Raw genomic sequence first — 22,411 nt, 5'->3', positions numbered from 1 at the left:
GCTCCTTAACGTTTTGTGGGGGGTGTGGGTCCCGGGCCTGTGGCCCGGGACCCAAGAATCACTCCTTGGCGAGCTCGGCCGCCTTCTTCTCCACGTCTTCGATCCCGCCGCACATGAAGAACGCCTGCTCGGGGAACTTGTCGAGCTCGCCGGCCGCGATGGCCTTGAACGCCTCGATCGTGTCCTTGACCGGCACGGTCGAACCGGGGATACCGGTGAACTGCTCGGCCGCGTAGGTGTTCTGCGACAGGAACCGCTCGATCCGACGGGCCCGGCCGACGAGGAGCTTGTCTTCCTCGGAGAGCTCGTCGATACCGAGGATCGCGATGATGTCCTGGAGCTCCTTGTACCGCTGGAGGATCTCCTTGGTGCGGGTCGCGACCCGGTAGTGCTCCTCACCGATGTACCGCGCGTCGAGGATCCGGGACGTCGAGTCCAGCGGGTCGATCGCCGGGTAGATGCCCTTGTCGGAGATCGCCCGAGACAGCGTGGTGGTGGCGTCGAGGTGCGCGAACACCGTGTGCGGCGCCGGGTCGGTGATGTCGTCGGCGGGGACGTAGATCGCCTGCATCGAGGTGATCGACCGGCCCCGGGTCGACGTGATGCGCTCCTGCAGCTCGCCCATCTCGTCGGCCAGCGTGGGCTGGTAACCCACCGCGGACGGCATGCGGCCGAGGAGGGTCGAGACCTCCGAGCCGGCCTGGGTGAACCGGAAGATGTTGTCGACGAACAGCAGCACGTCCTGGTTCTGGACGTCGCGGAAGTACTCCGCCATCGTGAGCGCGGCCAGCGCGACCCGCAGACGCGTGCCCGGCGGCTCGTCCATCTGGCCGAAGACCAGCGCGGTCTTCTCGAGCACGCCGCTCTCGTCCATCTCCAGGATGAGGTCGTTGCCCTCGCGGGTGCGCTCACCCACGCCGGCGAACACCGACACACCGCCGAAGTTGTTGGCGACGCGGATGATCATCTCCTGGATGAGCACCGTCTTGCCCACGCCGGCGCCGCCGAAGAGGCCGATCTTTCCGCCTCGGACGTACGGGGTGAGCAGGTCGATCGCCTTCAGACCGGTCTCGAAGACCTCGGTCTTGCTCTCGAGCTGGTCGAACGGCGGCGGGTCACGGTGGATCTCCCACCGGTCGGTGACCTCGAGCGTCTCGCCCTCTTCGAGGTTGAGGCACTCGCCGAGCGCGTTGAACACCCGGCCCTTGGTGATGTCGCCGACCGGGACCGTGATCGCGGAACCGGTGTCGATCACCTCGGCCCCGCGGACCAGGCCGTCGGTGGGCTGCATCGAGATCGTGCGGACCACGTTGTCGCCCAGGTGCTGGGCGACCTCGAGGGTCAGCGTCTTCGCGATGCTCTCCACGTCGACCTTCACGTGGAGCGCGTTGAACAGGTCGGGAATCGTGTTCTTGCCGAACTCGACGTCGACGACGGGGCCGCGAACGGATACGACGCGGCCGGCGGCGGCCTCGGACTGCGTCCCGGCCGTGTTCTCAACAGTGGTGGCAGTCATCAGTCGTCACTTCCTGCAGCGGCGAGGGCGTTGGAGCCACCAACGATCTCGCTGATCTCCTGGGTGATCTGGGCCTGGCGTGCCGCGTTCGCCTCACGGCTGAGGCTCTTGACGAGGTCGTCGGCGTTGTCGCTGGCCGACTTCATCGCCTGCCGGCGCGACGCCGACTCCGAGGCCGCGGACTCCAGCAGAGCCGCGTAGATGCGGGTGTTCAGGTACTTCGGGAGCAGCGCGGACAGCAGCTGCTCGGGCTCCGGCTCGAACTCGTAGATCGGCCGGGGCCCCTCGGGGTGGTCTTCCTCCGAGACGTCCATCGGCGCGAACCGATGGGCGACCGGACGCTGGGTGATCATCGACACGAGGTCGGTCGAGACCAGGTGCAGCTCGTCGACGCCCCGGATGCCGTCGAGGCCCGGACCGTCCACCGTGTCGTCGGCGCCGGCCAGGAACGTCTGGACGAGAACCTCGCCGACCTCCTTGGCGTCGTCGAAGTCCGGCGACTCGGAGAAGCCCGTCCACGACCGCTCGATCGGCCGGTTGCGGAACCGGTAGTACGCGGCGCCCTTGCGGCCGATCACGTACAGCACGGGCTCCGCGCCCTCGGACTCGACCTGGGCCACGAGCTGCTCGGCCCGGCGGATCACGTTCGCGTTGTATCCGCCGGCCAGGCCGCGGTCGCTCGTGATCAGCAGGATCCCGACCCGCTTGACGTGCTCGCGGGCGTTGAGCAGCGGGTGGTCCAGCGCCGAGGAGTTCGTCGCCAGGGCGGTGAGCACCCGGGTGATCTCGTCCGTGTACGGACGGGACGCCTCGACCCGGGCGCGCGCCTTCGCGATCCGCGAGGTGGCGATGAGCTCCTGCGCCTTGGTGATCTTCTGGGTCTGCCGGACCGACTTGATCCGGCGGCGCAGCACCCGAAGCGAGGCGGCCACGATCAGCCCTCCGAGTCGGTGTGCCGGGTGACGGTCTCGGACGAGTCCTCGTCCTTGGCCTCGATGACCTGGTCGCTGCTCGCGCCGACCTCGAACTGCTGCTTGAACTCGCCGATCGCGTCGGTGAGGGCAGACACGGTGTCGTCGCTCAGCTGGCCGGTCTCCGCGATCGTGCTGAGGATGTCGGCCTTGTTCCGCCGCATGAAGTCGAGGAACTCCGACTCGAAGCGGCTGATGTCGGCGACCGGGATCTCGTCGAGCTGGCCGGTGGTGCCGGACCAGACCGAGACGACCTGCTCGTTCACCGGGAAGGGGGTGTACTGCGGCTGCTTGAGCAGCTCGACCAGCCGGGCCCCGCGCTCGAGCTGGTTGCGCGACGCGCGGTCGAGGTCCGAGCCGAACGCCGAGAACGCCTCGAGCTCGCGGTACTGGGCCAGGTCGAGACGCAGCCGACCGGCGACCGACCGCATCGCCTTGACCTGCGCCGAACCACCGACCCGGGAGACCGAGGTACCGACGTTGATCGCCGGGCGGACACCCGAGTTGAACAGGTCGGTCTCGAGGAAGACCTGGCCGTCGGTGATCGAGATGACGTTGGTCGGGATGTAGGCCGAGATGTCGTTGGCCTTGGTCTCGATGATCGGCAGACCGGTCATCGAGCCGCCGCCCAGCTCGTCCGACAGCTTCGCGCAGCGCTCGAGCAGCCGCGAGTGCAGGTAGAAGACGTCACCCGGGTAGGCCTCGCGGCCCGGCGGGCGACGCAGCAGCAGCGACACCGCGCGGTAGGCCTCGGCCTGCTTGGTGAGGTCGTCGAAGATGATCAGGACGTGCTGGCCCTGGTACATCCAGTGCTGGCCGATGGCCGAGCCGGTGTAGGGCGCGATGTACTTGAAGCCCGCCGGGTCGGACGCCGGAGCTGCGACGATCGTCGTGTACTCCATCGCGCCGGCCTCTTCGAGGGCACCGCGCACCGAGGCGATCGTCGAACCCTTCTGGCCGATCGCGACGTAGATGCACTTGACCTGCTTCTTCGGGTCGCCGCTCTCCCAGTTCGCCCGCTGGTTGATGATCGTGTCGATCGCCACCGCGGTCTTGCCGGTCTGGCGGTCACCGATGATCAGCTGCCGCTGGCCCCGGCCGATCGCGGTCATCGCGTCGATGGCCTTGATGCCGGTCTGCAGCGGCTCCTTCACCGGCTGGCGCTGGACCACCGTGGGGGCCTGCAGCTCCAGGATGCGGCGGGACTCGGCCTGGATCTCGCCCTTGCCGTCGATCGGGTTGCCCAGCGGGTCCACGACCCGGCCGAGGAAGCCGTCGCCGACCGGGGCGGACAGGATCTGCCCGGTACGCCGGACCGTCTGGCCCTCCTCGATGCCCCCGAACTCGCCGAGGATGATGACACCGATCTCACGCGGCTCGAGGTTGAGCGCGATGCCGAGAGTGCCGTCCTCGAACTGCAGCAGCTCGTTGGTCAGCGTCGAGGGAAGGCCCTCGACGTGGGCGATGCCGTCGCCGGTATCGGCGACCACACCGACCTCCTCGCGGGAGACCTCGGGTGAATAGGAAGAGACGTAACGCTCGATCGCGCCGCGGATCTCCTCGGAGGAGATGGTCAGCTCGGCCATCTGATAGTTCCTCGATCTCGTCTTGTGGTCAGCGGGGCTGACCGAGCCAGCACGTCTAGTGGGATCAGTTGGTGAGTGCGCCGCGCGCTTGTTCGAGCCGGCGGGCAACGCTCCCGTCGTACAGGTCGTCTCCGACCCGCACCGTCACCCCACCGAGTAGCGACGGGTCCACCTCGACCTTCAAGGAGACCGTTCGCCCGTAGATGGCGGCGAGACGCGCGGCCAGCCGCTCCTCCTGCTCAGGAGTCAGAGGTGAGGCCGCTGTCACATACGCTATCTCGCGGTCACGGCGAGCGGCGGTCAGCTCGACCAGCCGCTGCAGCGAGCCGTCGAACGCCCGGCCGCCCAGCCCCTGGACCGCGAAGCCCACCAGGCGCACGGTCACCGGGTCGGCCGAGTGCCCCTCGAGCAGCCCGGTCGCCAGCTCGGTGCGCTGGGCGACCGACGCCGTCGGGTCGGTGAGCAACCGCGAGAGCCGCGGAGTGCCCTCGACGATCCGTCCGAACCGGAACAGCTGGTCTTCGACCTCGGCCAGCGTGTCGCGCTCGGCCGCGTCGGCCAGTTCGGCGTCCACGGACAGCAGCTCGACGGCGTCGACCAGGTCGTGCGCGCTGTTCCAGCGCGCCGAGACCGCGGTCTTCAGCACGTCCAGAGCACCGGCGCCGATCCGCGAGCCGACCAGCGCCTCGAGGAGACCGGTGCGGTTCTCCGTCGGCTTGCTGGAGTCGGCGAGCGCGCGACGCAGCCCGGGCTCGCGCCCGAGCAGGTCGGCGACCGCACGCAGGTCGGCGGCCAGGGCCGCACGGTCGGTGCCTGCGGCACCGACCGTCTCGCCGAACTGCGCGCGGACGCCGGCCAGGGACTCCCGGCTAGCGCCGTGCATCAGCTCCGCCCTCCGCTGGTGGTGGTCGAGTCGAGGTCGTTGAGGAACCGCTCGACCGTGCCGTTCTGCCGAGCCTCGTTCTCCAGCGACTCACCGACGATGCGACCGGCCAGGTCCACCGCGATCCGGCCGATGTCGGCCCGGATCTCGGTCACCAGGCGCTGCCGCTCGGCGGCCAGCTGCTCTTCGCCCCGCTCGACGATGCGAGCGGCCTGCTCCTGGGCCTCGGCCCGCATCTCCTCGACGATGCGCGCGCCCTCGGCGCGTGCCTCCTCGCGGATCCGGCCCGCTTCGGCCCGTGCGTCGGCCAGCTGCGCCCGGTACTGCTCGAGCGTCGCCTTGGCCTCGGCCTGGGCCTCTTCGGCCCGCTTGATCCCGCCTTCGATCGCTTCCGACCGCTCGGTGAAGGTCGCCTCGAAGCGCGGGTAAACGAACTTCGCGAGGAACCAGAAGAGCAGTGCGAATGCGACGAGTCCGACGATGAGCTCGGACGTGTGCGGGAGGAGCGGATTGACCTCGCCGTCCTCGGACGCGAGGAAGGTCGTCACGATCTCCGTCGTCGCAGACATGGTCGTCAGAGCGCGAACGCGAGACCGATACCGATGATGGCGAGCGCCTCAGCCAGGGCGAAGCCCAGGATCGCGATGCCCTGGAGCGTGCCCCGGGCCTCGGGCTGGCGCGCCACACCGGAGATGTAGGCGGCGAAGATCAGGCCGATACCGACGCCGGGGCCGATGGCGGCCAGACCGTAGCCGACCATGTTCAGACTGCCGTCCATAACTGCGTTCCCTTCTCGATGGGTAATAGGCCGCCGCATCAGGTGGGGCGCGGCGGCGGGGAGGTCAGATCAGTGCTCGGCTTCCATCGCGCCGGCGATGTACAGCGCGGAGAGGAGCGCGAACACGTAAGCCTGCAGGATCTGGATGAAGCCTTCGAAGAAGGTCAGGATGATCCCGCCGAGGAACCCGATCGGGCTCAGGAACGGCAGCGCGCCGGTGCCCTCGGTGAGCATGTACTCGCCACCGAGGATGCAGAGCAGCAGCACCAGGTGGCCGGCGAACATGTTCATCGCAAGACGGAGAGCCAGCGTGAACGGCCGGATGATGAACGTGGAGAACAGCTCCAGCGGGGCCAGCAGGAAGTAGATCGGCCACGGGACGCCGGGCGGGAACATCATCGCCTTGAAATAACCGACGAAGCCCTGCCGGCTGATGCCGACCCAGTTGTAGATGATCCAGCTGATGATCGCGAGGAACGCCGGAATAGCGATCTTCGACGAGGCCGGGAACTGCAGCACCGGAATGATGCCGGAGATGTTCAGCGCCAGGATGAAGAAGAACAGCGTGACGATGTAAGGCACGAACTTCTTGCCGTACTTGGTGCCGATCGAGTCGATCACGATGCTGTTCCGGACCAGCCCGTAGGCCGACTCCCCGGCGAACTGGAGCTTGCCCGGTACCAACCGGGGGTTACGGGCGGCGGCGTAGAAGAACGCCGCGATCACGATCGTGCCGATCACGACGATCAGCATCGGCTTCGTGAAGAACGTGCCCTCGCCGAAAAGCGGCGGGAACTCGAAGTCGCCGGGGCCCGGCGCTTCGAATCCGGGGCCGGCGGCAAGGAGCTGGGTGCTCACGGCTTCTCCTCCTCGGCGGTGGTGTCTGACGACGACGGCGGCCCTGACGGTCGCTGAGCGCTCTTGTTGCGGGCGGGAGCCGAGGCGCGTGGCAGATCAGGCTGGGCAGGTGTCATCGAAGATGACGACCCGGATTGCGGCCTACCGTACCGGATGTAAGTCAGCCAGATTCCGAGCACCCCCCCGATGACGAATCCGACTCCGATGAGTGCAGGAATGTCCAGCCAACGCGCCGCCACCCATCCGACGGCGCCCCAAATCGTGACGCCGGAAATCAGATAGCTGATGACGTGCCAGGGGTCGACCATGGGCACGTCGGCCGGGTCTGACCAGGCATTACGCTCATCACTGTGCGCCGACGCGGCCGCGACCTTGGGTGACGTTTCTTCGTGATCGGCGGAGGCCATCATCGGCTACTCCCTCCGGCCTGAGTTCCCGACGGAATGCTCTCGTTCGAGCCCGTTTCCGTTTCGCTGGAGTTCACTTTTCCGAGCCCGTCGAGATGCTTGCGGAGCGCTATCGCATTCCATACGAGCGCACCCCCGATCACGACGAGTCCGAGTGCCCGGGCGTCCAACCACGACTGGTCTTTGAGCGCCACCAGCGCGACCAGTAGGAGCACGACCCGGAACAAGTAGTTGATGCCGAGTACGAGATACGCGACCCCGGGCGCCAGTTGCGCGTCGACGAGAAACGGCAGGCGACCGGAGAGCAGGAACAGAACGACGAGTCCGAGCCCGACGGATGCACCGGCCAACGATTCGAGGCCACCGAGAAGAAACGCCAGTGCCAGCACGAAAACGGCAGCAACTGCTCCGACGAGCAGCGGACTGAGGCCCCAGAAACCCGTCCGACGAGCAGCGCTCGGTCGGCCTGGGTGGGGCGAATCGGTGCGGGGCATAAGGCGGCTCCGGTCGGCGCGGCGCTTCGGTGCGCCGAGTTCGTCGGTCGGGGTCGTCAGGGCGGCGTTCAGCGGGCCAAATCGCGTATCTGACTAGCTCGTGAAACGTATCACGAACGCTCGTACCGTGTTTTCGCGGGGTCCCCGGGCACACCGGAGGACCACCCTCGCGAGTGGCTCGCGCCACCGTACTAGGCCCGCGCCACCTTCGTGGTGAGGCGGTCGGCCAGCACGGTCACCGCGTCGTCGATCTGGTCGGCCACCGCGGTGAAGTACTCGGGCGCGCGTCCCCAGGGATCAGGCACTTCGTCGGAGTACCGGGCTCCGTCCCGCAGCTGGTCGGCCTCCGCGACCAGCGCGCGCCCGCGCGCGGCCAGGTCACTGCCCGGAAGGTCATCGGGGACCTCCGCGGCCAGCCGGGCGAACTCCCCCAGCACGAACGTCTTGGACGCCGCTGAGGGAACCAATTCGGCCACGAACCCGACCTGCTCGATCGTCGCGGTGAGCACCAGATCGGACTCGAGCATCTCCTCGGTGAGCGCCCGGGCCGCGAACGCCGACGGGTCGCCGCCGCGGGCCAGCACCTCCTCGGCCGCCTGCCGATGCATCGGCTCGCCCTCGTGCCAGGCCCCGGTGCCGGCGCCGTGCACCTCGACCAGGTCACCGTCGGCGAGCCGCTCGTCCAGCCGCAGGCGCAGCAGGCGCTCGGCCATCGGCGACCGGCAGATGTTGCCCATGCACACCATCAGCACCGTGAAACGCTCGGTCATTCGGGACCGTTGCCGTCTTTGTCGAGCGCGTCCGGGACGACCTTTCGCAGCATCGCCAGGTCGAGAGCCCCCTGACGCAGCACCCGCGGCACCTCGCCGGTCACGTCGACGATCGTGGACGCCACCGGGTCACCGGACGACCCGGCCTCCAGGTACACCTCGACGAGCCAGCCCAGCTGGTCGCGGGCCTCCTTGGCCGTCGCGGCCGGCGGCTGGCCGGACACGTTCGCGCTCGACACCGCCATCGGGCCGGTGGCCTCCAGCACCTCGAGCGCGACCGGGTGCAGCGGCATCCGGACCGCGACCGTGCCGTCCGCGTCGCCGAGGTCCCAGGCCAGCGACGGCGCCTGCTCGACGACGATCGTCAGCGGGCCGGGCCAGAACGCGTCGACGAGGTCGTGCACGGCCGGCGGTACGGCCATCACCAGCCCGTCGAGCGTCCGCCGGTTGCCGACCAGCACCGGGACCGGCATGTCCCGGCCGCGCTGTTTGGCGGTCAGCAACGAGTCGACCGCGGCCGGCGTGAACGCGTCGGCGCCGATGCCGTAGACGGTGTCGGTGGGCATCACGATCAGATCGCCACGGCGCACCGCGTCGACCGCGGCCGCGACGCCGGTCGTCCGCTCCTCGGGGTCGGAGCACTGGAAGGTCCTGGTCACCCGGCCAGCTTACGGCGGCGCGCGGTCGTGTACCGGGGCCGTCCGGCGAGGTCCCGGTGATCGGCCACGTCGTCGAAGTCCGCGTGCCGTCTCACCAGCGCCGGGAGCGTCCCGCCCTGCACGTCGGCGTGCTCGATGCCCAGTACCCCGCCCGGACGCAGCAGCGCCGACGTCCGGTCGAGCAGCCGCCGGACGACGTCCAGGCCGTCCGGGCCGCCCCAGAGCGCGGCGGCCGGGTCGTGGTCGGCGACCTCGGGGCTGACCGTCGAGCCGTCGGGCACGTACGGCGGGTTCGTCACCACGACGTCCACGGTGCCGTTCAGCGCGGCCAGGACGTCCGGGGCGGTGGCGTCGCCCTGGACCAGCGTCACCGGGCGGTCGCCGGCGGCGGCCCTGGCGGCGGCGTTGCGCTGCGCCCAGGCCAGGGCCAGCGGCTCCCGCTCGACGCCGTAGACCGTCGCCGACGGGCACTCGTTGGCGATGGCCAGCGCGATCGCGCCGGAGCCGGAGCAGAGGTCGACGACGATCGGCGCGGCCAGCCCGGCGGCGGCGGAAATGGCCCAGCCGGCCAGCAGCTCGGTCTCCGGCCGGGGCACGAACACGCCCGGCCCGACCGCCAGCTCCAGGTGCCGGAACCCGGCGACGCCGGTGAGGTGCTGCAACGGCACCCGGCGGGCCCGTTCGCCGACCAGCTCGTCGAACCGGGCCTCGTGGTCGTCGTCGAACCCGTCGGCCAGCAGCAGCCGGCTGCGCGGGACGCCCAGCACGAACGCGGCGAGCTCCTCGGCGTCGAACCGCGGGGACGCGACCCCGGCTTCGGTGAGGCGGCGTACCGCTCCGGCGATCACGGGCCCCAGCGGTACGGTCTGCACCCGAAAACCCTACGCGGCGGTGGAATCCAGCACCCACCGCGTCACCCGCGGCGGGACGACCGTCCGCACCGCGTCGCCCACGACGATCGTCAGGCACAGCGGCACGGCCAGGACGCTCCACACCGTGCCGCCGAGGTGGTCGGGCACCGCGCTGAAGCAGAGCGCGGCGCCGAGCACGAGCGCCCACTTGCGGAACGTCGCACCGCCCAGCGCGGCCAGCAGGACGCCGCCCCAGACCGCGTACCAGGCGTGCATCACCGGCCCGGACACCGCCAGCGTCAGCAGCGCCGCACCCACCAGCGCGCCGGCCCGGCGCCAGCTCGGCTCGGCCCCGGCCCGCCAGAGCAGGGCCGCGATCGCGATCGCCCCGACCGCGCTGACCACCGACCGGGCCAGCGCCAGCGCGTCGGTGAACGGCAGCGAGGCCCCGGTGACCAGGTAGATGAACCCGCCGACGATCGACGCGGGCGCCCAGTAGATCCGCACCATGCCGGGGACGTCCATCGCGCCGATCCACCCGAAGCCGTCCGGGACGAGCAGCGCACACCCGAGCGCCACCGCTCCGAGCGTGGCCGCCGCCCCGACGATCCGGGGCACCGGCACCCGCTGCCGGACCAGGTGCGCGAGCAGGTACCCGACCAGCAGGATCCCCGGCAGCTTGATCGAGAACGCGATCGCGGCGGCCAGCGCGGCCGCCGCGTACCAGCGCCTGCGCACGCACGAGATCGTCACCGCGGCCAGCACCGCGAGCAGCGCGTCCAGGTGCGCTCCCCCGATCAGGTGGATCACCACCAGCGGGTTCGCCGCCACCAGGGCGAGGGCCACCGGCCGTTCGTCGACCGGCGACATCCGGACGACGAGCACCGCCATCGCCACGACCGCCACCACGACGACGGCCCGGAGCAGCAGCGCGGCGACCGACAGGTGGGCGGCCGAGAAGTGCGCGACGACCTCGAGCATCCCCAGCATCAGCGGGCCGTAGGGCGCCGGGGTGTCCCGCCAGACCGGGGACACCGAGTCGAGGATCGAGCCCGGGCCGAGCAACGAGGGCCCGTAGACGTACGGGTTCACACCGGTGTGCACCATCGTGCCCTGGGCCAGGTACGACCAGACGTCGAGGCTGAGGATCGGCGGCGCCAGCAGCATCGGCGCGGCCCAGCACACGGCGACGACCGCGACGTCACGCACGCTCAGCGTGCTCGCCTGCCGGTACAGCTGCAGGAACGCCAGCACCAGCGCGGTCAGCCCGAGGAGCGCCAGGACGGCCCACCCGACCGGGTGGTCGGGGTCGGGCCGCCAGAGCCCCAGCGGGCCGTCCGGCGGCATCGCGCCACCCGCGGTCCCCGCCCGGGTGACGCCGAGTGCGAGCGCCGCCGACGCCGCGGTACCGACCCACTTCACGACCGATAAGCCAGGCACGGGAACACCCAGCCAGACTTCCCGCCGACCTGGACGGCGCCCGGGTGGCCGTGCGGTTACGCCGAGTTGAAGTCCTTACTCCGCGGCCGCTAGCCGGGCCTCGTTGTCGGCCGTCGTCAGCGCGTCGAGCACCCCGTCGAGGTCCCCGTCGAGCACCTGGTCGAGGTTGTAGGCCTTGTAGTTCACCCGGTGGTCGGAGATCCGGTTCTCGGGGAAGTTGTACGTCCGGACCCGCTCGGAGCGGTCGACCGTGCGCACCTGGGAGCGCCGGGCGTCCGACGCCGCCGCGTCCGCGTCGGCCCGGGCCTGAGCCAGCAGCCGGGCGCGCAGGATCCGCAGCGCGGATTCCTTGTTCTGGAGCTGGGACTTCTCGTTCTGGCAGGAGACGACGATCCCGGTCGGCAGGTGGGTGATCCGGACCGCGGAGTCGGTCGTGTTGACGCTCTGCCCTCCCGGCCCGGAGGACCGGTAGACGTCGATCCGCAGGTCGTTGGGGTCGACGGTCACGTCGACCTCCTCCGCTTCCGGCATGACGAGTACGCCGGCCGCGGACGTGTGGATACGGCCGGCCGACTCGGTCACCGGGACGCGCTGGACGCGGTGGACGCCGCCCTCGTACTTGAGCCGCTCCCAGACGCCGCCCTCGGCACTGGCCCGGCTCTTCACCGCGACCGAGACGTCCTTGTAGCCGCCCAGGTCGGAGCCGGTGGAGTCGATGACCTCGGTCTTCCAGCCCTCGCGCTCGGCGTAGCGCAGGTACATCCGGAGCAGGTCGCCGGCGAACAGCGCGGACTCCTCGCCGCCCTCACCGGCCTTGATCTCGAGGATGACGTCCTTGCTGTCGTCCGGGTCGCGCGGGAGCAGCTGCTCGCGGAGCCGGGCCTCCAGCGCCGGGATCCGGGCGGCCAGCTCCTCGGCCTCCTCGGCGAACGCCGGGTCGTCGGCCGCGAGCTCGCGGGCGGTGCCGAGGTCGTCCTGGACCGAGTCGATCTCCCGGACGGTGGCCACGACCGGACCGAGCTCGGCATAGCGTCGGCCCAGCTCACGGGCCTTGCCCTGGTCGGCGTGGATCGCCGGGTCGGCCAGCTGCTGCTCCAGCGAGGCGTACTCGTCGAGCAGCGCGGTCAACCGGTCGGTGCGGGTGTCGGTCATGTCTGGGCTCCGGTCGAATGGGCTGGCACAAACGAACGGCGCCCGCCCACCCCCCGGAGGGGGCGGACGGGCGCCGTCGGGACGCTACTTGTCGGCCGAGCCGGCGGCCTGACGCTTGCCGAAGCGACGCTCGAACCGAGCCACGCGGCCACCGGTGTCGAGGATCTTCTGCTTGCCCGTGTAGAACGGGTGGCACTGCGAGCAGACGTCGGCCGTGATCGTGCCACCGGTCGCGGTGCTGCGCGTGGTGAACGTGCTCCCGCACGAGCAGACGACCTGCGTCTCGACGTACTGCGGGTGGATGTCGGGCTTCATGGTTCCTCTTCTCGAAGTGGTCGCCGGGTCGCCGGGCGCCCGGAGGAGCGCAGCGTGAACCGGAACCGATGAGGGCCAGTGTGTCAGACGGGCTAACGAAACGCCCAATCCAGCTATTCCTCGCGTGGCCGAAGGCCGGCTCCGCGAGGGGCCGGCCTTCGGTGCGGACGAGCGTCAGTCGTTCGAGACCGTGGTCTTCTGGACCTGCATCAGGAACTCGATGTTCGTCGAGCTCTTGCGCAGCCGGTCCAGCAGCATCTCGATCGCCTGCTGCGGCTCGAGCGCGTGCAGCACCCGGCGCAGCTTGTGCACGATGACCATCTCCTCCGGCGCCAGCAGGATCTCTTCCTTGCGGGTGCCGGACGCGTCGACGTCGACCGCGGGGAAGACCCGCTTGTCGGCGATCTTGCGGTCGAGCTTGAGCTCGGCGTTACCCGTGCCCTTGAACTCCTCGAAGATGACCGTGTCCATCGTGGAACCGGTCTCGACCAGCGCGGTGGCGAGAATCGTCAGCGAGCCGCCGTTCTCGATGTTGCGCGCCGCGCCGAGGAACCGCTTCGGCGGGTAGAGCGCGGTCGAGTCGACACCACCGGACAGGATCCGGCCGGACGCCGGCGCGGCCAGGTTGTAGGCCCGGCCCAGGCGGGTGATCGAGTCGAGCAGCACGACGACGTCGTGACCCAGCTCGACCAGGCGCTTGGCCCGCTCGATCGACAGCTCGGCGACCGTCGTGTGGTCGGACGGCGGGCGGTCGAACGTCGAGGCGATGACCTCGCCCTTCACCGACCGCTGCATGTCGGTGACCTCTTCCGGACGCTCGTCGACCAGGACGACCATCAGGTAGCACTCGGGGTTGTTCTTCGCGATCGCGTTGGCGATCGACTGCAGAACCATCGTCTTGCCGGCCTTCGGCGGCGAAACGATCAGCGCCCGCTGGCCCTTGCCGATCGGCATGACCAGGTCGATGATCCGGGTGGTCATGACGTTGGGCTCGGTCTCCAGGCGCAGACGCTCCTGGGGGTAGAGCGGCGTGAGCTTCTGGAACTCCGGCCGCTTCCGCGCCTCCTCGGGCGGGAACCCGTTGACGGTGTCGAGCCGCACCAGCGCGTTGTACTTGTCGCGCCGCTCGCCCTCCCGGGGCTGGCGGACCGCACCGGTCACCGCGTCACCGCGGCGCAGGCCGTTCTTGCGCACCTGCGACATCGACACGTACACGTCGTTCGGGCCGGTCAGGTACCCCGACGTGCGCACGAACGCGTAGTTGTCGAGGATGTCGACGATGCCCGCGACCGGGATCAGGACGTCGTCGTCGGCGACCTGCGGCTGCTGCTCGTCGAACCGCTCGTTGCGGCCGTCGCCGCGGCCACGACGGTTGCGCTCACGGAAGCGTCCGCGGCGCCGGCGGCTGCCGCCCTCGTCATCGTCGTCGTCCTGGTCGTTCTGGTTCTGGTTCTGGTTCTGGTTGCCGCCGCGGTTCTGGTTGCGGTCCGCGTTCCGGTCGGCGTTGCGGTCGCTCTGGCCCCGCTCGCCCTGGTTCCGGTCGCGGTCGTTACGGTCGCGGTCGCTCTGGCCGCGGTCGTTCTGGCCGCGGTCGTTCTGCTGGCTGTTGCGGTCGCGGTTGCGCTGGTTGCGGTCACCGCGCTCGCCCGGCGAGCGCTCGCCGGAGTCGTCGCGTCCGCCCTGGCGGTCGCCGTCGGCGGCCGGACGCCGGTCGCGGTTGCGCTGGTTGCGCTCCCCGCCCTGGTTCTCGTCCTGGTCACCGCGCTCGCTGCGCGGTCCCCGGTCGCCGCGTTCGCGGCGGGGACGCTGCGGCGCCTCGTCGGTGGACGGCGCCTCGTTCGCGGGCGCGTCCGTCGAGATGTCCGACGTCGGAGCCGCCGACGTCCGGGTCGCGGACGTCGGAGCCGTGGACGTCTGGGGAGCAGTCACGGGGGCCGGCGCGGCCTCGGCCGGAGCCGCCTCGGCGGGAGCGGCGGACGCCTGCGCGGGGGCTGCGACCTGCGGTTCCGCGGTGGCGACGGACGCCTCGGCGGCCGCGGGAGCACCGGCGGCGCGGGACGCGGCCCGGCGGCGCCGGGGGGCGGCCGTGGCGGCGGGCTCGGCGTCGACCGGGAGGGTCGGCTGCTGGGCGGTCTCCGCGGGAGCCTCGGTGGCCGGGGCGGCGGCGGAACGCGGCGCCGGCACGGTGGCGGCCTTGTCGGCCGCCTTCGCGGGCTCGCCACCGGCCTGACGGGCCTGAATGGCGGCTACGAGCTCGCTCTTACGCATCCGGCCGGTGCTCGGAATGCCGAGCTCACCGGCGAGCTTCTGCAACTCGGGCAGGAGCATTCCGGACAAACCCCCGGCTCGGCGGCGAGGCTTGGCCGCCGGGGCGCCCTCCGCCGCAGGAGCTTCCTGCGACTGGGGGGCGATTTCAGTGGTGTCGCTCAATGGGGGTCCTTCCCTGCGACGGGCGACGGCTGGATCAGCCGTACGGCCGGGTATGGAGCACGGCCTTTCGGCCGGTCTTGACCACCCGTCGGCAGACGAGTGGAACGGGGACAACCGCCTAACCTCAGAAGGGCCGGGGTGGAGCGCTCTCTGGCTCGACCTCAGCACCGGTTGCGGTCAGGTTCCGCGCCCGTTGCATCGGTTGGAGTTGCCGGCGGGAGCGTTAAGAAGACACTCGGCCCGGCGTGATCGCGCGCCCGAGGGCGGCTGTGCTGCCTAGCAGCGTAGACGCCCAGGTCCACTCGCAGCAACACATCCCGCCACCGGCGTGTTCCTCATCGGCGCCTGGACGACGTCGGGAACGAATTGCGGCCTGCGTCACACTCGCATCACCGCTGGTCACAACCGGATAGCCACCGCACCGACCGATGAAACGTCGACCGCGACTATCTCGAAGGTAGCCGAACCGGCAACCTTCGTCGCAATCGCCTCCACGTTTTCGACCGGGGCGAACGCGAGAACCGTCGGGCCGGCGCCGCTCACGACCGCGGCGACGCCGTCGGCGCGGAGCGCGTCGACCAGGTCGAGGCTCTGCGGCATCGAGGCCCGCCGGTAGTCCTGGTGGAGCCAGTCGCGGGTGGCCGGCAGCAGCAGGTCGGGCTGGGCGGTCAGCGCGCGGACCAGCAGCGCGGCCCGTCCGGCGTTCGCCGCGGCCTCGGCGTGCGGGACTTCGGCCGGGAGCAGGCCACGGCTCGCCGCGGTGTAGCCGCGTGTTTTGGGGACGCAGATCACCGGGCGCAGATCGGCCGCCGGTTCCATCCGCGCCGCCCGGGCCAGGCCGGTGACGTCGTCGGCCCAGGCGATCGTGACACCACCCAGCAGACAGGGGGCGACGTTGTCGGGATGGCCCTCGATCTCGGCCGCCAGCGCGAGCGCGTCGGCGTCGGTCATCAGCTCGGCGCCGCCGTCGACGAGTCCGCGGGCCGCCACGATGCCGCCGACGACCGCGGCCGACGACGAGCCCATCCCCCGCGCCTGCGGGATCCGGTTCAGGCAACGCAGACGCAGGCCGGCCGGCTGGCCGCCGAGCCGGTCGAACGCCGCCCGGGCCGCCCGGACCAGCAGGTGGCGCTCGTCGGTGGGCAGTTCGTCGGCGCCCTCGCCGGTCAGCTCGACCTCGAGGCCGCCGCCGGTCACGGCCAGCTCGATCTCGTCGAACAGGGTGAGCGCGGCGCCGAGCGCGTCGTAGCCCGGCCCGATGTTCGCGGTCGTCGCCGGTGGCCGCACGGCCACCGGCGAGGACACAAAGGTCACGCGAGGCCCAGCTCGGACGCCGCGACGGCCGCGTCGACCGGAACCGTGCGCGGCGCGGGGGCGCCGGAGATCGCCCAGTCGGGGTCCTTCAGGCCGTTGCCGGTCACCGTGCAGACCACGCGCTGACCCCGCTCGAGGGTTCCGTCGTCGGCCGCGGCGAGCAGGCCGGCGACCGAGGCCGCCGACGCCGGCTCGACGAAGACCGCCTCCGACCGCGCGAGCAGCCGGTACGCGGCCAGGATCTGCCGGTCGGTGACCGCCTCGATGTTGCCGCCCGACTCGTCCCGGGCGGCGATGGCCTTCGTCCACGAGGCCGGGTTGCCGATCCGGATCGCGGTCGCGATCGTCGACGGCTCGCGCACGACCTGGCCGGACACCAGCGGCGCCGCCCCGGCGGCCTGGAACCCGCGCATGACCGGCTTCTTCGTGGCCCAGCCGTGCTCGGCCGCCTGGACGTACCCGCGCCAGTACGCGGTGATGTTTCCGGCGTTGCCGACCGGCAGGAAGTGCGCGTCCGGCGCGTCGCCGAGCGCGTCGACGATCTCGAACGACGCGGTCTTCTGGCCCTCGAGCCGGAACTCGTTGGTCGAGTTGACCAGGCTGACCGGGTACTCCAGCGAGAGCTTCGACGCGAGCTGCAGGCAGTCGTCGAAGTTGCCGTCGACCTGCAGCAACTTGGCTCCGTAGACCAGCGCCTGGGCCATCTTGCCGAGCGCGATCTTGCCCTGGGGCACGAGCACGGCGCAGACCAGACCGGCCCGGGCCGCGTAGGCCGCCGCCGACGCCGACGTGTTGCCGGTCGACGCGCAGATCACGGCCTTGGCGCCGCCCTCGACCGCCTTCGAGATCGCCATCGTCATCCCGCGGTCCTTGAAGGACCCGGTCGGGTTGGCGCCCTCGATCTTCAGGTAGACGTCGCACCCGGTGCGGTCCGACAGCGTCGGGGCCGGGAAGAGCGGCGTCCCACCCTCACGCAGAGTCACTACGGGGGTCTCGGGAGTCACCGGCAGGAACTCGCGGTACTCCTCGATGATGCCCCGCCAGGCCGGTCTCGACCCGCTCCTGGTGGTTCCGGCCGGGATCACTTCGACTCTCCCCCTTCGACCCGCATGACGCTGACGACGTTCCGGACGATCGGTAGTTCACGCAGTGCCTCGACCGTGGCCGCCAGGGCCGCGTCGGTGGCGGTGTGCGTCACGGCGACGAGCGTCGCGTCGTCGCCACGCCCCTCCTGACGGACCGTGGAGATGCTCACGTCCTGGCGGGCGAAAGCCGCGGCCACCTCGGCCAGCACGCCGGCCTTGTCGGAGACGTCGAGCGAGATGTGGTAGCGCGTGCGGGCCTCGGCCATCGGCCGGATCCGCAGGTCGGCGTAGGGCGACTCGGGCGTCGCGCGGGCGCCGGCCAGCCGGTTGCGGGCCACCGCGACCAGGTCGCCGAGCACCGCGCTGGCGGTCGGCGCGCCGCCCGCTCCGCGTCCGTAGAACATCAGCTGACCGGCCGCGTCCGCCTCGACGAAGACCGCGTTGAACGCGTCTCCGACGCTCGCCAGCGGATGCGTCCGCGGCAGCATCGCCGGGTGCACGCGGACGCTGACCGACTCGCCACCGTCGGCGTCGGTGTGCCGCTCGGCGATGCAGAGCAGCTTCACCGTGCAGCCCATCGCCCGAGCGCTGGCCACGTCGGCCGCGGTGACCTCGGTGATGCCCTCGCGGTGGACGTCGGCCGCGGTGACCCGGGTGTGGAACGCGAGCGAAGCGAGGATCGCGGCCTTGGCCGCGGCGTCGAAGCCCTCGACGTCGGCGGTCGGGTCGGCCTCGGCGTAGCCGAGCTCGGTGGCCTCGTCCAGGGCCTCGTTGAACCCGGCGCCGGTGGAGTCCATCGAGGACAGGATGTAGTTCGTGGTTCCGTTCACGATGCCGGTGATGCGGGTGATCCGGTCGCCGTGCAGCGACTCGCGCAGCGGGCGGAGTATCGGGATCGCGCCGGCCACCGCGGCCTCGTAGTACAGGTCGGCGCCGCCGGCCGCGGCCGCCTCCTGGAGCGTGGCGCCATCTTCGGCCAGCAGCGCCTTGTTGGCGCTGACCACGGACTTGCCCGCCTTGAGGGCGTCGACCAGCCAGCTGCGGGCCGGCTCGATGCCGCCGACGACCTCGACGACCAGGTCGATGTCGTCGCGCACCGCGAGCCCGTGCGCGTCGGTCGTCAGCAGCGCCGGGTCGACCCCGCGGTCGCGGCCTCCTCGGCGCACCGCGATGCCGGCGATCTGCAGCTCGGCGCCGACGCGCGCGGTCAGATCGTCCGACTGGGACTCGATCAGCCGGACGACCTCGCGGCCGACCGTGCCGCAGCCCAGCAGGGCGACCCGGAGGGTCTTTTTCTCGGGGTCGGTCATCCGACGTCCAGCCGCATGAGGTCGTCCTCCGTCTCACGCCGGACCAGGACCTTCGTGGTCCGGTCGGCCACCGCGACCACCGGCGGACGCGGGGTGTGGTTGTAGTTGCTGGCCATGCTCCGGCAGTAGGCGCCGGTGGCGGCCACCGCGAGCAGGTCGCCCGGCACGACGTCGGACGGCAGCCAGACGTCCTTGACGACGACGTCGCCGCTCTCGCAGTGCCGGCCGACGACGCGGGCCAGCATCGGTGGTGCGTCGCTGGCCCGGGACGCGAGCACACAGGTGTACTCGGCGTCGTAGAGCGCGGTGCGCAGGTTGTCGCTCATGCCGCCGTCGATGCTGACGTACGTGCGCGTGCCGGTGCCGGTGTCCACCGGCTTGACCGTGCCGACCTCGTACACCGTGACGCCGGCCGGGCCGACGATCGCCCGGCCGGGCTCGACCGCGATCCGGGGGATCGGCAGGCCGGCACTGGTGCACTCGGTCTCGACGATCCGGCGCAGCTCCTTGGCCACCGCGCCGATGTCGAGCGGGGTGTCGCCCTCGACGTAGGCGATGCCGAGACCGCCGCCGAGGTCGAGTTCGGGCAGCTCCAGGCCGTGCTCGTCGCGGATCTGGCGGAGCAGGCCGACGAGCCGGTGCGCGGAGACCTCGAACCCGGACGTGTCGAAGATCTGCGATCCGATGTGGCTGTGCAGGCCGACGAGCTTCAGGCCGGGCTGGCGCAGGACCCGCGCGACCGCCTCGGCGGCCTCGCCGCCGGACAGCGAGAAGCCGAACTTCTGATCTTCGTGGGCGGTGGCGATGTACTCGTGGGTGTGGGCCTCGACGCCGACCGTCACCCGGACGAGGACCTGTACTTCCTTGCCCGCGCGTTGCGCGATGTCCGCCAGACGGACGATCTCGACGTAGGAGTCGAGGACGACGCGGCCGACGTTGTGGTCTACGGCTTTTTGCAGCTCAGCGGTCGACTTGTTGTTGCCGTGCAGCGCGATCTTCTCCGGCGGGAACCCTGCGCTGAGGGCGACCTTCAACTCGCCACCGGTGCAGACGTCCAGGTGGAGGCCCTCTTCGTCGACCCAGCGGGCGACGCCCCGGCTCAGGAACGCCTTGCCGGCGTAGAACACGTCGCCGCCGGTGAACGCCTCGGCGTAGGCCCGGGCGCGCCCGCGGAAGTCACCCTCGTCGAGGACGATCGCGGGCGTGCCGTGCTCGGCCGCCAGGTCACGCACGTCGACGCCGCCGAGGTGCAGGACGCCGTTCTCGCGGGTGGCGTTGGCCGGCCAGATCGTGGGGTCGAGGTCGTTGAGGTTCTTGGCCGGGTTTCCCAGGTGGGAAGCGGGCAGAACCTCGGCGTGCCGGGGACCGGCCGGGTGCGCCCTCACATCCGCCCCCTCAGGTCCCCAGCCGCACTTACGCCGCGTCCTCCGAGGCGGTTCACATCCGCTCCGGCGCACTAACGCCGAGCAGGGCGAGCCCGTTGGCGACGACCGTGCGGGTGGCCACGTTGAGCCAGAGCCGGGTCCGGTTGACGTCGGTGATCTCCTCGTCTCCCTTCGGGATCACCCGGCACTCGTCGTACCAGCGGTGATAGGTGGCGGCGAGCTGCTCGAGGTAGTGCGCGACCCGGTGCGGCTCGCGCAGCTCGGCCGCGCCCGCGACCACCCGCGGGAACTCCCCGAGCGCGCCGAGCAGCGCGGACTCCCGCTCGTGGGTGAGGAGCTCGGGCTTGAAGTGCGTCTCGTCGAGCGTGATGCCGACGTCGGTGGCGTTCCTTACCACCGCGGCCGTCCGCGCGGCCACGTACTGGACGTAGAACACCGGGTTGTCGTTGGTGCGCCGGGCCCAGAGGTCGAGGTCGAGGTCGATCATCTGGTTGACGCTCGAGCGGGCCAGCGCGTACCGGGACGCGTCCACGCCGATCGCGTCCACCAGTTCTTCCAGCGTCACGACCGCGCCGGCGCGCTTGGACATCCGGACCGGCTGACCGTCCTTGACCAGGTTGACCAGCTGGCCGATCAGCACCTGGATGTTGTAGTTCGGGTCGTCGCCGGCGCAGGCGGCCAGCGCCTTCAGCCGCTGGACGTAGCCGGCGTGGTCGGCGCCGAGCATGTAGATGCAGATCTCGAAGCCGCGGGCCCGCTTGTTCAGGTAGTACGCGGCGTCACCGGCGATGTAGGCCGCGTCGCCGTTGCTCTTGATGATCGGCCGGTCTTTGTCGTCGCCGTAGTCGGTGGTGCGGAGCCAGACCGCGCCGTCCTTCTCGAAGATGTGACCATGCTCACGCAGCGTGGCGACCGCACGCTCGACCTCACCCGACTCGAACAGCGAGTTCTCGTGGAAGTAGACGTCGAAATCGACGCCGAAGTCGTGGAGGCTCCGCTTCACCTCGTCGAACATGAGGTCGACGCCTGTCTCCCGGAAAACCTCCTGCGGATCCGGGGCTTGAAGCGCATCGGGGCGCTTCCGGAGGACCTCGGCGGCGATCTCGGGGATGTAGGAACCGCCGTAGCCGTCCTCGGGGGTGGGCTCGCCCTTGGCCGCGGCGAGGAGCGACCGGGCGAACCGGTCGATCTGGGCGCCGTGGTCGTTGAAGTAGTACTCGCGGGTCACGTCCGCGCCGACCGCCTCGAGCAGCCGGGCCAGCGAGTCACCGACGGCCGCCCACCGGACCCCGCCGATGTGTACCGGTCCGGTGGGGTTCGCGGAGACGAATTCGAGGTTGATGCGCTTTTTGTGCAGGGTGTCGGTGCGGCCGTAGGCGTCGCCGCTGTGCACGATCGTGCGGGCCAGCTCGCCCTGCGCAGCGGCGTCGAGCGTGATGTTGAGGAAGCCAGGGCCGGCGACGGCGGCGTTCTGTATGCCTTGTTCCTGGGTCAGCGCCTCGGCGAGCCAGCCGGCGAGGTCGCGGGGTTTGACTCCGGCTCGCTTCGCTACCTGGAGCGCGATGTTCGTGGCGTAGTCGCCGTGCTCCGGGTTGCGGGGTCGCTCCACCGCCACCGTGTCGGGCAGCATCGCGGAGTCGAGTCCGCGCTCGGTGAAGACGGCACGCGCCGCGGTGAGGATCGCGGCCGAGAGGGCATCGGGAGTCACTACGTCATGCTATCGAGCGTCGCGGTGGTGCCCCGCCCGCTACCGTGGGGGCGAGCGTGCCCCGCGGGTGTCGCGCGCGGAACGAGGCCCGATCATGGATCGTTATGCGGTCGGGCTTCGCTCGCGAGTGTGGCTCCGCACGCACGGTCTGCTCCCGAACGGTCTGCACCCGCCTCGGAGTTTTCGCCTTTCCGGCGAGCTCGCGCACGGAAGTCATGAAAGGTCCCATGCCCAACAGCACCCAGCGCAGGTCCGGTTCCGGTAAGCGGCCCGAGCGCAACACCGCCGGCACGTCGGCCTCCTCCGAGAACGTCGACAGCACCGCGGCCGAGGAATCCGCCGGGGCAACGGAGACCGATCAGACGCTTCCGGAGGCTCCGGAGACGTCCGACGCCTCCGCTCCCACGGGGGCCGACGCGGACGGACACGCGGCCGCGGCCGCGGAGCCGGCGGACGCAGTGCCGGCGGACGCAGTGCCGGCGGACGCAGTGCCGGCGGA

At 70.9% G+C, this 22,411-nt stretch carries 21 protein-coding genes and 1 pseudogene; 1 reads left to right on the top strand and 21 read right to left on the bottom strand.

Annotated features, from left to right (window positions below; translation table 11 throughout):
* Positions 1-58: 58 nt before the first annotated feature.
* The 21 genes from atpD to argS all read right to left on the bottom strand — a co-directional run bounded on the left by atpD (position 59) and on the right by argS (position 21,912).
* Positions 59-1,516 carry a F0F1 ATP synthase subunit beta gene (gene atpD, locus FL583_RS14420; RefSeq protein WP_142705143.1) on the bottom strand — a complete coding sequence of 486 codons (1,458 nt, stop codon included), beginning with the start codon at positions 1,514-1,516 and terminating at the stop codon, positions 59-61.
* Complete coding sequence (locus tag FL583_RS14415; RefSeq protein ID WP_142705142.1) at positions 1,516-2,448, bottom strand: F0F1 ATP synthase subunit gamma; 933 nt, start codon at positions 2,446-2,448, stop codon at positions 1,516-1,518. Before FL583_RS14415 ends, atpD begins: the two co-directional genes overlap by 1 nt.
* A 2-nt stretch (positions 2,449-2,450) precedes the next feature.
* On the bottom strand, positions 2,451-4,073 hold the full coding sequence (gene atpA / locus FL583_RS14410; protein ID WP_142705141.1) for a F0F1 ATP synthase subunit alpha: 1,623 nt from the start codon (positions 4,071-4,073) through the stop codon (positions 2,451-2,453).
* A gap of 64 nt (positions 4,074-4,137) precedes the next feature.
* Positions 4,138-4,956 carry a F0F1 ATP synthase subunit delta gene (locus tag FL583_RS14405; protein WP_142705140.1) on the bottom strand — a complete coding sequence of 273 codons (819 nt, stop codon included), beginning with the start codon at positions 4,954-4,956 and terminating at the stop codon, positions 4,138-4,140.
* Positions 4,956-5,525: a F0F1 ATP synthase subunit B gene (locus tag FL583_RS14400; protein WP_142705139.1), complete on the bottom strand. Its 570-nt coding sequence runs from the start codon at positions 5,523-5,525 to the stop codon at positions 4,956-4,958. The genes FL583_RS14405 and FL583_RS14400 overlap by 1 nt, the downstream gene beginning before the upstream one ends.
* Before the next feature lie 5 nt (positions 5,526-5,530).
* Positions 5,531-5,734 carry an ATP synthase F0 subunit C gene (gene atpE / locus FL583_RS14395; RefSeq protein WP_142705138.1) on the bottom strand — a complete coding sequence of 68 codons (204 nt, stop codon included), beginning with the start codon at positions 5,732-5,734 and terminating at the stop codon, positions 5,531-5,533.
* A gap of 69 nt (positions 5,735-5,803) precedes the next feature.
* Entirely contained in the window at positions 5,804-6,592 is a 789-nt protein-coding gene (atpB, locus tag FL583_RS14390; protein ID WP_205752137.1) for a F0F1 ATP synthase subunit A, read from the bottom strand.
* Positions 6,589-7,002: a hypothetical protein gene (locus tag FL583_RS14385; RefSeq protein ID WP_142705137.1), complete on the bottom strand. Its 414-nt coding sequence runs from the start codon at positions 7,000-7,002 to the stop codon at positions 6,589-6,591. Before FL583_RS14385 ends, atpB begins: the two co-directional genes overlap by 4 nt.
* Entirely contained in the window at positions 6,999-7,388 is a 390-nt protein-coding gene (locus FL583_RS14380) for a hypothetical protein (protein ID WP_142705136.1), read from the bottom strand. Before FL583_RS14380 ends, FL583_RS14385 begins: the two co-directional genes overlap by 4 nt.
* 296 nt (positions 7,389-7,684) lie before the next feature.
* Positions 7,685-8,263 carry an arsenate reductase/protein-tyrosine-phosphatase family protein gene (locus FL583_RS14375; RefSeq protein ID WP_142705135.1) on the bottom strand — a complete coding sequence of 193 codons (579 nt, stop codon included), beginning with the start codon at positions 8,261-8,263 and terminating at the stop codon, positions 7,685-7,687.
* A complete protein-coding gene (locus FL583_RS14370) occupies positions 8,260-8,922 on the bottom strand; it encodes an L-threonylcarbamoyladenylate synthase (protein ID WP_142705134.1) in 663 nt (220 codons plus the stop codon). Before FL583_RS14370 ends, FL583_RS14375 begins: the two co-directional genes overlap by 4 nt.
* Entirely contained in the window at positions 8,919-9,794 is an 876-nt protein-coding gene (gene prmC / locus FL583_RS14365) for a peptide chain release factor N(5)-glutamine methyltransferase (RefSeq protein WP_240746688.1), read from the bottom strand. The genes FL583_RS14370 and prmC overlap by 4 nt, the downstream gene beginning before the upstream one ends.
* A gap of 9 nt (positions 9,795-9,803) precedes the next feature.
* Positions 9,804-11,213 (bottom strand): polyprenol phosphomannose-dependent alpha 1,6 mannosyltransferase MptB, encoded by a 1,410-nt coding sequence (gene mptB, locus FL583_RS14360; RefSeq protein WP_142705133.1) that lies wholly within the window; start codon positions 11,211-11,213, stop codon positions 9,804-9,806.
* Positions 11,214-11,288: 75 nt separating this feature from the next.
* A complete protein-coding gene (gene prfA / locus FL583_RS14355; RefSeq protein WP_142705132.1) occupies positions 11,289-12,365 on the bottom strand; it encodes a peptide chain release factor 1 in 1,077 nt (358 codons plus the stop codon).
* An 84-nt stretch (positions 12,366-12,449) separates the two neighbouring features.
* Positions 12,450-12,680: a 50S ribosomal protein L31 gene (rpmE, locus tag FL583_RS14350; RefSeq protein WP_142705131.1), complete on the bottom strand. Its 231-nt coding sequence runs from the start codon at positions 12,678-12,680 to the stop codon at positions 12,450-12,452.
* A gap of 174 nt (positions 12,681-12,854) precedes the next feature.
* The gene (rho, locus tag FL583_RS14345) at positions 12,855-15,008 is read right to left on the bottom strand and encodes a transcription termination factor Rho (protein WP_240746687.1); all 2,154 of its coding nucleotides are present in this window, start codon (positions 15,006-15,008) and stop codon (positions 12,855-12,857) included.
* A 501-nt stretch (positions 15,009-15,509) separates the two neighbouring features.
* Positions 15,510-16,424, bottom strand: a complete 915-nt coding sequence (gene thrB, locus FL583_RS14340; protein WP_205752136.1) for a homoserine kinase — start codon at positions 16,422-16,424, stop codon at positions 15,510-15,512.
* Positions 16,421-17,506, bottom strand: coding sequence for a threonine synthase (thrC, locus tag FL583_RS14335; RefSeq protein WP_142705356.1), 1,086 nt, complete (start codon positions 17,504-17,506; stop codon positions 16,421-16,423). The genes thrB and thrC overlap by 4 nt, the downstream gene beginning before the upstream one ends.
* Positions 17,506-18,819 (bottom strand): homoserine dehydrogenase, encoded by a 1,314-nt coding sequence (locus FL583_RS14330; RefSeq protein ID WP_142705129.1) that lies wholly within the window; start codon positions 18,817-18,819, stop codon positions 17,506-17,508. Before FL583_RS14330 ends, thrC begins: the two co-directional genes overlap by 1 nt.
* Positions 18,816-20,204 (bottom strand): diaminopimelate decarboxylase, encoded by a 1,389-nt coding sequence (lysA, locus tag FL583_RS14325; protein WP_142705128.1) that lies wholly within the window; start codon positions 20,202-20,204, stop codon positions 18,816-18,818. The genes FL583_RS14330 and lysA overlap by 4 nt, the downstream gene beginning before the upstream one ends.
* Before the next feature lie 52 nt (positions 20,205-20,256).
* On the bottom strand, positions 20,257-21,912 hold the full coding sequence (gene argS / locus FL583_RS14320; RefSeq protein ID WP_142705127.1) for an arginine--tRNA ligase: 1,656 nt from the start codon (positions 21,910-21,912) through the stop codon (positions 20,257-20,259).
* A 227-nt stretch (positions 21,913-22,139) separates the two neighbouring features.
* Here argS and FL583_RS40925 point away from each other — a divergent pair.
* Positions 22,140-22,411: pseudogene (locus FL583_RS40925) on the top strand (hypothetical protein); the annotation flags it as partial.

It is taken from the genome of Cryptosporangium phraense (assembly GCF_006912135.1).
Classification (GTDB): Bacteria; Actinomycetota; Actinomycetes; order Mycobacteriales; family Cryptosporangiaceae; genus Cryptosporangium; species Cryptosporangium phraense.
Note: the sequence above shows the minus strand (reverse complement) of the source record. Positions and strands in the feature narration are given on the sequence as shown.